Annotated in this window: 12 protein-coding genes and 1 pseudogene; 4 read left to right on the forward strand and 9 right to left on the reverse strand. The window is 75.4% G+C overall.

The features are described from left to right. The 4 genes and pseudogenes from AB0J36_RS33495 to AB0J36_RS33510 all read right to left on the reverse strand — a co-directional run. A pseudogene (locus tag AB0J36_RS33495) lies at positions 1-265 on the reverse strand (hypothetical protein); the annotation flags it as partial. Continuing rightward, on the reverse strand, positions 262-1,005 hold the full coding sequence (locus AB0J36_RS33500) for an IclR family transcriptional regulator (RefSeq protein WP_357117838.1): 744 nt from the start codon (positions 1,003-1,005) through the stop codon (positions 262-264). The gene AB0J36_RS33500 and the pseudogene AB0J36_RS33495, both read right to left, overlap by 4 nt. Before the next feature lie 3 nt (positions 1,006-1,008). Beyond that, positions 1,009-2,025 (reverse strand): sugar kinase, encoded by a 1,017-nt coding sequence (locus AB0J36_RS33505; protein WP_363661556.1) that lies wholly within the window; start codon positions 2,023-2,025, stop codon positions 1,009-1,011. 94 nt (positions 2,026-2,119) lie between these two features. Then, positions 2,120-2,971, reverse strand: coding sequence for a S1 family peptidase (locus tag AB0J36_RS33510; protein ID WP_357117831.1), 852 nt, complete (start codon positions 2,969-2,971; stop codon positions 2,120-2,122). A 170-nt stretch (positions 2,972-3,141) separates the two neighbouring features. Here AB0J36_RS33510 and AB0J36_RS33515 point away from each other — a divergent pair, with 170 nt between their 5' ends. Continuing rightward, positions 3,142-4,329 carry a low temperature requirement protein A gene (locus AB0J36_RS33515; RefSeq protein ID WP_357117828.1) on the forward strand — a complete coding sequence of 396 codons (1,188 nt, stop codon included), beginning with the start codon at positions 3,142-3,144 and terminating at the stop codon, positions 4,327-4,329. A 10-nt stretch (positions 4,330-4,339) separates the two neighbouring features. On the opposite strand, the gene AB0J36_RS33520 is transcribed toward AB0J36_RS33515, so the two are convergent. Together AB0J36_RS33520 and AB0J36_RS33525 are read right to left on the reverse strand one after the other, a co-directional pair. Continuing rightward, positions 4,340-4,912, reverse strand: coding sequence for a nucleosidase (locus tag AB0J36_RS33520; protein ID WP_357117825.1), 573 nt, complete (start codon positions 4,910-4,912; stop codon positions 4,340-4,342). A gap of 68 nt (positions 4,913-4,980) precedes the next feature. After that, complete coding sequence (locus AB0J36_RS33525; RefSeq protein WP_363661557.1) at positions 4,981-7,773, reverse strand: Hsp70 family protein; 2,793 nt, start codon at positions 7,771-7,773, stop codon at positions 4,981-4,983. A gap of 203 nt (positions 7,774-7,976) precedes the next feature. Here AB0J36_RS33525 and AB0J36_RS33530 point away from each other — a divergent pair, with 203 nt between their 5' ends. Next, entirely contained in the window at positions 7,977-8,669 is a 693-nt protein-coding gene (locus AB0J36_RS33530) for a response regulator transcription factor (RefSeq protein ID WP_357117819.1), read from the forward strand. Next, a complete protein-coding gene (locus AB0J36_RS33535; RefSeq protein ID WP_357117816.1) occupies positions 8,662-9,675 on the forward strand; it encodes a HAMP domain-containing sensor histidine kinase in 1,014 nt (337 codons plus the stop codon). Before AB0J36_RS33530 ends, AB0J36_RS33535 begins: the two co-directional genes overlap by 8 nt. 11 nt (positions 9,676-9,686) lie before the next feature. On the opposite strand, the gene AB0J36_RS33540 is transcribed toward AB0J36_RS33535, so the two are convergent. The 3 genes from AB0J36_RS33540 to AB0J36_RS33550 all read right to left on the reverse strand — a co-directional run bounded on the left by AB0J36_RS33540 (position 9,687) and on the right by AB0J36_RS33550 (position 11,769). Beyond that, a complete protein-coding gene (locus tag AB0J36_RS33540; RefSeq protein WP_357119387.1) occupies positions 9,687-10,295 on the reverse strand; it encodes a class I SAM-dependent methyltransferase in 609 nt (202 codons plus the stop codon). Between the two features lie 122 nt (positions 10,296-10,417). Beyond that, positions 10,418-11,098, reverse strand: coding sequence for a DUF2064 domain-containing protein (locus AB0J36_RS33545; protein WP_357169610.1), 681 nt, complete (start codon positions 11,096-11,098; stop codon positions 10,418-10,420). Continuing rightward, entirely contained in the window at positions 11,095-11,769 is a 675-nt protein-coding gene (locus AB0J36_RS33550) for a glycosyltransferase family 2 protein (protein WP_363661558.1), read from the reverse strand. Before AB0J36_RS33550 ends, AB0J36_RS33545 begins: the two co-directional genes overlap by 4 nt. Positions 11,770-11,986: 217 nt before the next feature. On the opposite strand from AB0J36_RS33550, the gene AB0J36_RS33555 reads away from it, so the two are divergent. Next, positions 11,987-13,303, forward strand: coding sequence for a hypothetical protein (locus AB0J36_RS33555; RefSeq protein ID WP_363661559.1), 1,317 nt, complete (start codon positions 11,987-11,989; stop codon positions 13,301-13,303). Positions 13,304-13,456 lie beyond the last annotated feature (153 nt).

The raw sequence follows: 13,456 nt of genomic DNA on the forward strand, positions 1-13,456 counted from the left end.
AGTTCTGCCTCGACGCCCACGTGCTGCTGCTGCACGCCCTGGGCGAGCACGGGTTGGCCGAGGTCGTCGCCCGGGGCGAGACACCCGCCGACCCGGCGCGCAGGGCGGGCACCGCGTCGGCGGTGGCGACCGGCACCTCCACCACCTCGATGCCGAGGTCCCAGGCGCGCTCGGCGAGCCGGACCGTCTCGGCGACCGGCAGGCCGCGCAGGATCGCCATCACCCGGGCGCCGCCGAAGAGGTGCGCGAAGTCCGTTGTGGTCATGGTCCACTCCATCCGAGGTCGCGGGAGATCTGCTGGGTGGTGGCCAGCAGTCGGGGTAGTAGGGCGCGCAGGTCGGCGAGGGTGGCCACCACCGTCGGCGCGGTCACCGACACCGCGGCCGTGACCGCGCCGTCGGCCTGTCGGACCGGTGCCGCCACACAGTTGATCAGCGGCTCGAACTCGCCGTCGTCGGCGGCCCAGCCCTGCGCGGCGACGGCCGCCAGCTCCGTGCGCAGCTCCGCCGGGTCGCAGATGGTGCCCGGGGTGTACGCCGGCAGCGTGCCGCCGTCGACCAGCTGGGACACCCGGGACGTCGGACCGTACGCGAGCACCACCTTGCCCACCCCGCTGGCGTGCAGCGGCGCGGTGCGGCCGATCCGGGAGTACATGCGGACCTGACCCCGGGCCTCGATCTTGTCGACGTAGACGAGGTCGTCGTCGACCACCTGCGCGAGGTGGATGGTGTGCCCGCAGTCGCGGCCCAGCGCCGCCAGGTGGGGGCGGGCCACCGCGCGGACGTCCAGCGAGTCCAGGGCCTGCTGGGCGAGGTCGATCAGCCGCAGACCCACCGTCCAGCCGCCGTCGGCGCGGCGCGCGAAGCCACCCGCCTCGAGCGACTGCAGCAGGCGCAGCGCGGTGGACTTGTGCACGCCCAGGTGGGTGGCCACGCCGCCGAGCTGCGCCGGCTCGCGGGCCAGGAGTTCGAGCGCGCGCATCGCCCGGTCGACGCCCTCGGACACCCCTCAGCCCTCTGCTCGGGCGGCGGTCAGGTCGGGTGGCGACCAGGGACCGTCGATCAGCCGTTCGAACCACGACCAGGGCGGCAGCGGCGCGTCGTCACCGGTGCTGCCCAGCGCCTGCGCGGCGACGAGGTGACCGAGGCGCAGCCGTCGCGTCGGGTCGAGGTCGCGCAGCAGTCCGGCCAGGTAGCCGGCGGCGAAGGCGTCACCCGCGCCCACCGGTTCCACCACCGACACGCGGGGGGCCGGGACGACGACCGGCTCGGCGTCGCGGAACAGGACGGTGGCACAGACCGCACCGTCCTTGACGACCACCGCCTGGGGGCCGGGCAGCAGTCGGCGTACGGCGGCCGGATCGCTCGTGCCCCAGAGGGCGTACGCCTCGTCCTGCCCGACGAAGACCAGGTCGCTGCGGTCGGCGAGGTCGCGCAGCACGGGCGCGGCCCGTTCGGCGGGCCAGAGCCGGGCCCGGTGGTTGACGTCGAAGCTGACCAGCGCGCCCGGTAGTGGCCGGTCGGTCACCGCGCGCTCGACCAGCGCCCGGCAGGAGGCCGAGAGCGCCGGGGTGATCCCGGACAGGTGCAGCACCCGTGCGCCGGCCAGCCGTGGGTCGGCCAGCGTGTCGCCGTCCATTCGGGACGCGGCCGAGCCGGCCCGGTAGTAGTGCACGGCGGTGGCCGTGGGGCCGGGGTCCTTGGCGTAGAGGCCGGTGGGTGCGGCCGGGTCCACCGCCACCAGGTCGACGTCGACACCGGTGTCGGCGACGTGCCGCACGACGAGCCGGCCGAAGGGGTCGTCGCCGACCCGGCCCACCCAGGTCGCCCGGTGGCCGAGCCGGGCCAGGTAGCCGGCCACGTTGGACTCCGCGCCGCCGACCGAGACGGTGACGCGTTCGGCGTGCTCCAGCGGCTCGCCCGCGGGCGGGCACAGCATCACCATGGTCTCGCCCACCGTGACCACCTCGGCCGGCGGCGGGCCGGTCGAGGTGGCCGTGCGGTCGGGTCGGGGCTCGCTCGGCATCGCGGCGCACGTCCTCGGGGAGGGGTCCGGGGTCCCGCCGAGCCTAGGCGCGTTGTGCCACGTGAGCAACCCGTTGCGCTGAGCGCAACAGCGATCAGGGCAGGGTCAGTCCGTACGCCGCCAGCACCTCCGCGATGGGCTGGTAGTAGGTCGTTCCACCGGACGTGCAGTTGCCGCTGCCCCCGGACAGGATGCCGATGATGGTGCCGGTGGACGCCACGTACAGCGGCCCGCCGCTGTCCCCCGGCTCGGCGCAGATGTTGGTGCGGATCAGGCCGTAGACCACGCCGGTGGCGTAGTTGACGGTCTGGTTGAGCCCGGTGACCGTGCCGCAGCGCACGCCGGTGGTGACGCCGCTGCGGCACACCGCCTGACCCACGTACGCGGTGCCGGGTCCGTTGATGGTCAGCAGCCCGGGATAGGTGTAGACGGCGCTCGGATGCGCGATCCGGCCCGTGTAGCGGATCAGCCCGTAGTCGTTGCCCGGGTAGCTGGTGCCGGTGCGGGTGCCCAGGACGGTGGTCTGCGCGCTGTCGGCGTACCAGGTGCTGACGGTCCCGGTGCAGTGCCCGGCGGTGACCACGTAGTAGGTACTGCCACTGCGCACGTTCGCGCCCAGCGAGCAACGACTACCGCCGCCGTAGATGCCCTGGCCGGCGGCGATCAGGGTGCGCAGCGTGCCGGGCTCCCGGCGCAGCAGCGCGCCGGCGCGATCGGCCACCGCCCGCAGCCTCGCCAGGTCGGCGGGCGTCACCGTGTCGTCGACGGTGACGGTCATCCGGCCGGTGGCCGGGTCGGCGCCCCAGGCGACGCCCGGCGTGCGTACCCCGGACAGGGCACCGGCCGCGTCGGGCGCGGCATGAGCGGGGAGGGCGGCCTGTGCCGCGCCCGGCGCGACGAGCAGCAGGGCGGTCAGGACGAGGGCGGCGAGCGGCGAACGACGCATCCGAACCTCCGACGGAGATCGAGATCGATGGATGCCGACAAGCGTCACCCGGGGGGCCCGCCGTGGCAACCTCCGGTCGCCCTCTTCCCCGCTCAGCGGGAATCGCCGAACCGGGGACGTGCCGCGCCCCCGCCGCCGATAATCCTCGAAGACACGGCGGGAGGCCGGGCATGACCACCGGAGGCACCGCGGCGCTGGTACGCCGGCCGGACGGGTCGACCCGGGCGACGCTGCTCGAACTGCTCTTCGACGTGGTCTTCGTGGCCGCGCTCGCGCAGACCTCGACGCTGCTCGCCGACGAGCATTCCTGGCGCCGCAGCACGGCGGTGGCGCTGATGCTGACCGCGATCTGGTGGACGTGGTCGGTCACCACGACCACCACCGAGTTCTACGATCCGCAGCAGCGCCCGATCCAGCTCATCCTCATGGTGGCCATGGTCGGGTCGGTCGGGATGGCGGCGGCGCTGCCGATGATCACCAGAGGGCAGGCCACGGTCTTCGCGCTCGCCTACGTCGGCACCCACGTGGTGCGCGGCATTGTCCTGGTCAGCACGTTGTACCGGCAGCGGCACCGAGCGGCCATGGCGCGAGCCACCCGGTTCCTGTTCTGGTTCCTGGTCTCCGGTGTCCTCTGGATCATCGGCGTGCTGGTCGACTCGGGGCGGTTGTGGATCTGGACCACCGCGATCGCGATCGACGTGCTCGCCGCGGCGGCGCGCTACCCCACCCCGTGGCTCGGCCGGGTGCCTCTCGACCAGTACGACCGGACCACCGCGCACCTGGGCGAGCGGTACCAGCAGTTCGTCATCCTGGCCCTCGGCGACATCATCCTGATACCCACCCTGGAGCTCAGCCGCAGCGAATTCGACCGCCTCCGGATCGCTGCCCTGCTCTGCGCGTTCGCCATCATGCTGCTGCTCTGGCAGATCTACGTGTTTCGCGCCGGCGAGTTGCTCGAGACCGCGGCGGCCTCCGCGCCCGGCCGGTCCACCCGGATCGCCCCGTACACCCACCTCGTGCTGCTGGGCGGCGTGACCATCACGGCGGCCTCCGTCGACCTGGTCGTCAACCGTCCGAGCGGCACGACCCCGGCCTGGTGGCTGATGCTGATCATCGGCGGGCCGCTGGTGTTCGTGCTCGGCCGGGCGCTGTTCACCTACCTGCTGTCCACCCGCGTGCCGTGGCGGCGGGTGGCGACGCAACTGCTCCCGTTACTGGTGCTGCCCTGGGCCGGCGGTTGGCCACCGGTGCTGGTCACCGCGATCGTGGCGCTCGCACTGGCCGGGCACGTCCTGATCCCCGGCTCCGGCGACCGGGAGACCACGCGCGGACTCCGACCGCGCGGGCCCGCCGGGTGACCCAGCGCGGTCAGCCGAGGTGGCGCCCGACCCACTCGGCGAGATCGCGGGCGCAGGCGTCCACCGACTCCCGCCAGGTCCGGGCCGCGCCCTCCCCCGCCTCGTCACTGACCTGCTTGACCAGCCGACACGGCACCCCGGCCTGCGCGGCGGCCCAGGCCACCGCGTACCCCTCCATGTCCACCAGGTCGGCGCGCTGCGCCAGCCGGTCCCGCGCGTCGTCGTCGGCCACGAAGGTGTCACCGGTGGCCAGCACCGCGCCCTCGGCGGCCAGCGCGAGCGGCGCGCCGTAGGTCTGACCGGTGAGGGTACGCAGCAGAGCCGTGTCCAGGTCGTGCTGGAGCACGGTGGCGACCTCGTGGATACCCGTCCAGCCGGGGCGCAGCGCGCCGGCCGTACCCAGGTTGAGCAGCAGGCTGGGACGCGGGCCGGCCGCCAGCACCGCCGCGACCGCGCTGGCGGCGTTGACCTTGCCCATGCCGGTGAGCAGCACCGGCAGCTCGGCCGGCAGGTAGCGGGCCTCCTCCCCCACGGCGAGCACCACCAGCGGACGATCGGCGCGGACCGTACCCCGAAGATTCACCGGAGCATCCTACGGGCCGCCCGCCACGGATCCGTCGCGCACTCCACCGGCATCTGTCCGGCCGGCGGTCAGTCGTCGGCGAACCGGTACAGCACGAAGTCCTTGTCTGCGCCGCACGCGATCACCCGCGTGTTCCACGAGCAGGACGCGCTGCGCACGTCGACGAGCTGGCCCAACTCGTCGACGTCGCCCGACTCGGCCCACACGCCGGCCACGCTCCGGTTGTCCGCCACCGTGCTGGTCGGCTCGGCGAAGACGAGCAGGTTGCCGGCGTCCAGTCGGGCCGCCACGCCGGGGCGGTCGGCCAGCAACGCCTTGCCGGCCGTGTCGAAGAGGGTGACCGTCGCCTTCGGGTACTCCCGTTGGGTGAGCACCTGCTCGCCGACCGGCACCAGGCCGGTCGCGCCCGGCGCCGACCAGGAGATCGCCGACTTCCCCTCGGTCGCCGCCACCACCTCGGTGTGCTCGGCGTCGCTGTTGCGTACCTGCACCAGACAGGCCCGCCGCTCGCCGCAGGCCACCAGCGCCTTCGGCCGGTACTCCGCGTTCTCGGCCCGGTAGACGACCACCGGCGCCGCGTCGGAACCCAGGTCGTACGCCAGCACCTGGTACCCGCCGTCGGTGGGGGCCACGAAGAGGCGGTCCTCGTGCGCCACCACCAGGTCGTCGAGGTCGGCCACGTTGCCCCACTCGCGCAGCACCGAGCCGGAGGACATGTCGACTAGCCGCGCCGAGCGGTCCGCCCCGATCTGCACGAGTCGTCGCCCCTTGCCCGTCCACGGGTCGCGGGCAGCGCCGCCGAGGAAGGCCGGCCCGCCCGCCGCCGCGTCGGTGCCCACCGGCTCGACGACGGTACGCGCCCCGCCGTACTGGTCACGCGGGTTGGGCCTGCTCCACTTGTCGGTGCCGTCGCCCAGCTTCAGGCCGACCAGCCGCCCGGCGGCCCGGTCCACCAGCACGGCGGTGTCGTCGGAGAAGTAGACGTCGTCGTCGCCGCGGACCGTCCGGTGCCAGCGCTGGGCGCCGGACCGGGCGTCCAGGACGGCCAGTTCGCGCGGAGTGCTGTCGCCCGGCGCGTCCGCGAGGACGGCAACCGCCCCCGGCACGGCGACGAGGCCGGCCCAGTCGTCGGCGGTGACGCCGGTCTGCCTGCGCCACAGCTCGTCGCCGGTGCCGGTGTCGACGGCGACCACCTCCAGCCGGTCGTCCGGCAGCGGGTACCCGAGATAGGCCCGGTCGCCGAGCACCGCGGTCCACATGCCGCTGGGCCGCTCGGCGCCGGCCGATGGCCTCGACAGCTCGCGCAGCGGCCCGAACTCCAGGTCCGGATAGCGGTCCCGCAGCAGGTAGAGCGTCGCCGCGGTGGCCACCCCGGCCAGGGCGAGCACGGCCCCGAGCACCACCCACCGGGCCCGCCGCCAGGTCGTACCGCCGCTCGGGATGGGCGGGGTGGGCGTCGGGGTGGCTCCCGCCCCGCCGACCAGGGTGCCCGCGACGCCCGGCGGCGCCGGCTGCCAACCCGAGCCGTCCGCCCCGGCCGATCCGCTCGGCCTGGCCGACGCCGGCCCGGGTTGCGACGGCACGGTCGGCGCGTTCTCCGCCGCAGCCGGAACGCCCGGCGGACCGGCCGGGGCCGGCACGGTCGACGCCGCAACCGGCGCGGGCGGGCCGGCCGTCGAAGCCTGCGGGACGGCCTGCGGTCCCGCGTACGCCGGCAGCGCTCGGCGCAGCGGAAGGTCCGTCAGCGCGCCCTCGGCCACCGGCAGCTCCGGCTGGTCCAGCACCGTCGGGGCCACGCCCAGCTCGGCGTGCAGCATTCGTGCCACCAGCGGAATCCGCGAGGAGCCGCCCACCAGGAACAGCCCGGCGAGCTGGTCGGGGCGCAGGCCGGCCGCGGCGATCACCTCCCGGGCGCGCTCCACGGCACGACGCAACAGCGGCGCCGCCACCCGCTCGACGTCGTCGCGCGTCAACCGCACCGCCTCGGCCACCCCGGGCACCGCGACCGGCGCCACAGCGGAACGGGACAGCGTCTCCTTCGCGCCGCGTACCTCGTCCCACAGTCGGACCTGGTCGCGGCGCTGCGCCGGGTCTGACGGGCGGACCAGGCGCGCCCACCGTCGGGCGTGCCGCTCGCCCAGCAGCTCGCCGACCCGCTGCACCAGCGCCGCGTCCAGGTCGAGGCCGCCCAGGTCGGGCAGACCGCCGTCGGCGACCACCAGGAACCCGGAGTCACCCCACGGGTCGGCGCCCTCGTTGCGCAACACCGCGACGTCGAGCGTCCCGCCACCGAAGTCGAACACCGCGATCGCGCCACCGACCGGCACCGGCCGGTGCAGGACCTGGGTGTAGTAGCGGGCAGCGGCCACCGGCTCACGCAGCAGACGTGTGCCCGGTGGCGTCGGCCCGGCGAGCGTGTGCTCGGCGGCCTGCGGCCATCCGGCCCGCAACAGCGCGTCGGCGAGCACCTGCCGCCGTGACTCGTCCCAGGCCGCCGGACAGGTGAGCACGGCCGGAGGCAGGAAGCCGACCGCACCCACCGCGGCCCGCGCGACCGCCGCCAGCACCGCGGCGAGCAACTCCGCCGGCGGGTACGACCGGTCACCGAGCAGCACGGTCGGCTCGTCCACCCGACGCTTCGGGTTCGCCTCGAACCGGGCCGGATCGGCCTGCGCCAGCCGCCGGGCGTCCCAGCCGACGTGCAGCGTGCCGTCCGGGTCGGCGTACACGGCCGACGGGCTGACCGGCTGACCGTCCATCAGCACCGGCCGGGTCCGACCGTCCGGCCAGCGCAGCACGGCCACCGTGTTGGACGTACCGAGGTCGACGCCGAGGGCGAAACCCTCGTGCTGGCCTGCCATCTGCCCGATACCTCCGCCGCGACGAGGGAACTCAGCCCCGCATCGTACGCAGCCCACTGCGCACCACAGGCCTCGCCGTCACCAGGCGGACCGGCCAGTCGGTGCGTCGGGACGACTGGGGTACGGAACGTAAGGAGACCACAAGGTCTGCGAAATCGCCGGCCGCATCGGTGCTGGCTAGGCTGGCCGCGGGGAGGTGACCGGTGGCGCAGCGGGTGCTCGTGGTCGACGACGACCGGACGGTCAGCGACGTGGTCTGCCGCTACCTGGAACACGCCGGGTACGAGGTGAGTCACGTCGCGGACGGGCTGGCCGCCCTGGAGGCCGTCCAGGACCGGCCGCCGCACCTGGTCGTGCTGGACCTGATGCTTCCCGGGCTGGACGGGTTGCAGGTGTGCCGGCGACTGCGGGAGCGGCCGGACGGCGTACCCATCATCATGCTGACGGCGCGCGGCGACGAGGCGGACCGGGTGCTCGGGCTGCAACTCGGCGCCGACGACTACCTGAGTAAGCCCTTCTCGCCGCGGGAGCTGGTGCTGCGGGTCGGTTCGGTGCTGCGCCGGGCCGGTGAGCCGGCCGCGCCGGCGGCCGAACTGCTGGCCGACGCGGGGCTGGAGGTGGCCACCGGGCCACGGATCGCCCGCCTGCACGGCCGCGAGCTGGCCCTGACGCTGCGCGAGTTCGATCTGCTGGCGCACCTGATGCGACACCCGACACGGGCGTTCAAGCGCACCGAGCTGCTGGAACGCGTGTGGGGGTGGAACTTCGGCGACCAGTCCACGGTGACGGTGCACGTCCGCCGGTTGCGGGAGAAGATCGAGGACGACCCGGCCGAGCCACGACGCATCGTCACGGTCTGGGGCGTCGGCTACCGGTACGAGCCGGCCGATGCGTGACCTGGCGCTGATCTTCGGGGCGGCGCTCGCGGCCGCGCTCGGCGTGGGTCTGCTGGGCGCGCTGACCCTGCGGCTGCTGCGGCACCGGTCGATCACCGTGCACGTGTGCGTCCTGCTCACCATCGCCGTGGTCGCCGTGGTGGCCGGAGTGGTGGTGGTCGCCCAGGCGATGTTCCTGTCCCCGCACGACCTCCAGGTCGTCCTGCTCACGGTCGCCGCGGCGGCGGTGGTGAGCCTCGGCGTGGGCTGGTACTTCGGGCGTCGACTGGCCGTGGCGGCGGTCTGGGCGGCCCAGGCCCGGGAGCGGGAACGGCGGGTCGAGAAGGGCCGCCGGGACCTGGTCGCCTGGGTGTCGCACGACCTGCGGACGCCGCTGGCCGGCCTGCGGGCGATGGCCGAGGCGCTGGAGGACCGGGTGGTCGACGACCCGGCGACGGTCGCCGAGTATCACCGGCGGATCCGTGTGCAGACCGATCGGATGACCCGACTCGTCGACGACCTGTTCGAGCTGTCCCGGATCAACGCCGGCGCGCTGCGGCTGACCCTGTCGGCGGTGCCGCTGGGTGAGGTCGTCTCCGACGCCCTCGCCGGCACCGCGCCCCTGGCGAAGGCCCGGCGCATCCGACTGGAGGCCGCCGAGTCGGGCTGGCCCACCGTGCTGGCCAGTGAACCCGAGCTGGCCCGGGTGGTGGGCAACCTGCTGCTCAACGCGGTGCACTACACGCCGAGCGACGGCACGGTGCGGGTGGACGCCGGATCTGAACGCGACGCCGCCTGGCTGGCGATCGCCGACACCTGCGGCGGCATCCCCGAGGACGACCTGCCCCGACTGTTCGACGTCGCGTTCCGGGGCGAGCCGGCCCGTACGCCCCGCCCCGGTGGCGAGGGTTCCGGCGGGCTGGGGCTGGCGATCGTACGCGGACTGGTCGAGGCGCACGGCGGTCGGGTGGACGTGCAGAACGTCGGCGGTGGGTGCCGGTTCGTGGTGCGCCTGCCGGCGGCCTGACGCCCGCCCTCTCAGCGGTTCGCCCGCAGCTCACCGAACCAGCGCCGCCCCTGCCGGAACACGTCCTGGACCGCCAGGCCGGCGGCGTCGGCGACCGCGGGCACCGCACGCGCGTCAACCCGGGCCCAGCGGAACACCGGGCCCAGCAGCACCCGTCCGGTCCGCTGCTCGGCGGCCACCCGGGCCTGGCCCTGCCACGACCCCGCGCCGGGCCGCTCCAGCTCGACCAGGACCGTGCCACCCGGCGCGAGCAGGTCCCGGCAACGGCGCAGCAGCGCCACCGGCTCGCCGCCGATGCCGATGTTCCCGTCGATCAGCACCGCGTGCGCCCACCGACCCTCGGCGGGTAGCGGCCCGAACAGGTCGCCGTGCACCGCGACCGCGCCACGGGCGCGGGTGAGCCGCACCGCCGTCGGCGAGACGTCCACGCCGACCGCGGTCCGGCCGGCCCGGGTCAGCGCCACGGTGAGCCGGCCCGGCCCGCACCCGAGGTCGAGCGTCGGGCCACCACAGCGGGCGACGAGGCCGGTGACCGCCGACTCGGCCGTGCCGTGCCAGCGGTCCACCGGGAGCCGGCTACGGACCCCGTCGCCGTGCACCAGCCACCGCCGCAGGGCCACCCGGTCGGCGGCGAGCGCGGCGGCGAAGGGGTCGCCGGATCCGTCGTACCCCCGGCGCGGCGTCGGCCCGGACGGCGACCGTACCGGCGGCGCGGCCTCGACCGGGGCGGTGTCGACGGGGTTCACCGCCGGCCCTCCGGCAGCAGGGTGAGGCGGACCGCCGCGACCTGGCGGGCGAAGCGTCCGCCGGGAACCTCGACGGCCACCGCGAGGGCGTCGGACCACTTGTCGACGTCCCGCAGGACCGGCAGCGGCGCGGTCCGCAGGCCACGCCCGGTCAGGGCCGCCCACGTGTCGCGACCGGTGTCGGGCGTCGACATGGGAACGTCCCGCAACACCCGGGCGTGCCGGGGGTCGCGCAGCCCCAACGACCACCAGCCGCCGTCGTGCGCCCGACCGAGCACCGCGTCGGAGGCGCGCAGCCCCGCCACCGCCGCGGCCAGCCGGCCCGGCGTCACCTGCGGCGTGTCCATCCCGATCTGCACCACCGGCCGCCCGGGGTACGCGGCAGCGACCTCGGCGTACGCGTTGGCGAGCCGCTCGCCGAGCCCGGTGCCGCGCTGCTCCAGCACCGACCAGCCGTCCAGCGCGGCGGTCAACGCGTCGGCGTCCTCCGCCTCGGCCAGCCGACCCGACCAGGCCAGCACGGGCGTGACACCGGGGGTGGCGCGGACGGCGTCGAGGGTGTCGCGCAGCGCGGCGGCGGCGATCCGGGCCGCCTGGGCCGGCGTGACCGGTGGGCAGAGCCGCGTCTTCACCGCCCCGGCGACCGGCGCCTTGGCGACCACCAGCAGGACGGTCACCGAGGGCCGTCCACGGTCCGCAGCACACCGGCGAAGTCGCGGGTGGCACGCAGGGTGCCCCGCACCGAACCGGAAACCTTGGACCGCGTGCCGGCGGCCCGCGGCGCGTAGGTGACGTCCGTCTCGTGGATGCGCCAGCCGGCGGCGGCGGCCCGGATCAGCAGTTCGAGGGGGTAGCCGAAGGCCCGGTCGGTGACACCGAGGTCGAGCAGCGCCTGGCGGCGGGCCACCCGAATCGGGCTGAGGTCCCGCAGCGGTACGCCCCGACGGCGCAGCAACGCGGCGACCAGCGCCGTGCCGGCACGGGCGTGCCACGGCCACACTCCCGCCCCGACCGGCCGACGCCGACCCACGCTGAGGTCGGCCGTACCGGCGGACACGGGTGCCACCAGGGCCGGCAGCTCGGCGGGGTCGAACGACCCGTCGGCGTCGAGGACGCACACCAGCTCGGCGTCGGCGGCCTCCAGGCCGGCGTGCACCGCCGCGCCGTACCCGCGTCGGGGTTCGTGCACCACCCGGGCGCCGTGCCGGACGGCCACCTCGGGCGAGCCGTCCCGGGAACCGTTGTCCACCACGATGGCCCGGTAGCCGGACGGCAGCGCGGTGAGCACACCCGGCAGGGCGGCTGCCTCGTCCAGGCAGGGCAGCACCACGTCGATCTCAGTCGCCATACCGCCGACGCTAGGGCGACGCGCACGCGGCGGAGGCCGAAATGTGCTTACCGAACCCTTACCGCCCGGGCATTTCTTACCGTCCGGTGACGGGCCGCCGATTGGCGAGCGCGAGGGTGGGCTGTCGCCGTACCGTCCGGTGGTCATGGCCTCGACCACCGCTTACGCCACCGCCCCCGGGCGGACCCCGCCTCGCCGCCCCGGCGGAGACCTCCTCGTGCTGGGGGTGGAAGCGGCGCTGCTCGGCGTCGCCGTGCTGGTCGGGGCCCTGCTCAACGCGCGCGGCGGCGGCCTGCACGCGGACGCCGCCCCGCTGTACGCGACGTGGCGGCCACACGTCGGCTGGGGCAGCCCGGCCGCGCTGGTGGTGGCGGTCGCGGTGGTGGGCTGGGGCGCCCGGTGGGCCCGCACCGCCCGGTGGGGCCGCCTGTTGGCTGCCGCGTGGCTGACGGCGGTGGCCTGGACCATGTCGTTGGCCCTGGTCGACGGCGCGTCGGCGGGGCTGACCCGACGGCTCACCCCGCAGGCCGAGTACCTGCACGAGGTTCCCGGCGTGACCGACATCCCGACGATGCTGGCCGGATTCACCAGCCGGATCGTGGACTTCCAACCCGACTCCTGGTCCACCCACACCGCCGGCCATCCGCCGGGCGCGCTGCTCATCTTCGTCTGGCTGGACCGCGTCGGCCTCGGCGGAGGCACCGCAGCCGCGCTGGCCTGCGTCCTGCTCGGCGCCACGATCGCGGTGTCGGTGCCGGTGACGCTGCGCGCGCTCGGCGCGCCCGACGCGGCCCGCGCGGTCGTGCCCTTCCTGGTGCTGCTGCCCGGGGCCGTCTGGGTGGGCGCCTCGGCCGACGGCATCTTCGCCGCCGTGGTCGCGGCCGGTCTGGCGCTGCTGGCGGTCCGGGGCCGCGTGGCCGCCCTGGCCGGTGGGGCGGTGCTCGGCTTCGCGCTGCACCTGTCGTACGGGTTCCTGCTGGTGGGTGTGCTCGCGCTGGCCGTGGTCGCGCTGCGCCGTACCCACCGACTGGGCGCGCTGCTCGCCGCCGCCGTCGGCGTCGCCGCCGTGACGGCGGTGTTCGTCGCGGCGGGGTTTCACTGGTGGGACGGCTACCACCTCGTCGTCCAGCGGTACTACCAGGGCTGGGCCGCCGACCGCCCGTACGCCTACTGGGTGTGGGCCAACCTGGCCGCGCTGCTGCTCAGCGCCGGTCCGGTCCTGGGGCCGGCCCTGCGCCGCGCGCTGGCGGCCGCGCCCGGCTGGCGGGCCGCCGGGCGGTTGGCCCTGCCTACGGCAGCAGGAGTACGCGCAGCCGGCCCCACGGTGCTGCTACCGCTGGCGGCCCTGGTGGCGGTCCTCGGCGCGGACCTGTCCGGGCTGAGCAAGGCCGAGGTGGAGCGGATCTGGCTGCCGTTCGTCGGCTGGCTGCTGGTCGCCACCGCCCATCTCCCGGCGACCTCGCGACGCTGGTGGCTGGCCGCGCAGGCGCTCACCGCGCTGGCCGTCAACCACCTGCTCTGGACGGTCTCCTGACCACCCCCGCCGCACGCCACACCGGGCCCGCGGCTTGCCGGGCGCAGGCGCACGCCAGGCGTAGGCGGGCGGTGGCCCGGCGCGCCGGGCCACGGCCAACGCGGGACCGGCCACTCCTGTGGGCGTGATGACTGTGAGGCATCTTGATGCCTC

The organism is Micromonospora sp. NPDC049662 (genome assembly GCF_040675055.1).
Taxonomy (GTDB): Bacteria; Actinomycetota; Actinomycetes; order Mycobacteriales; family Micromonosporaceae; genus Micromonospora.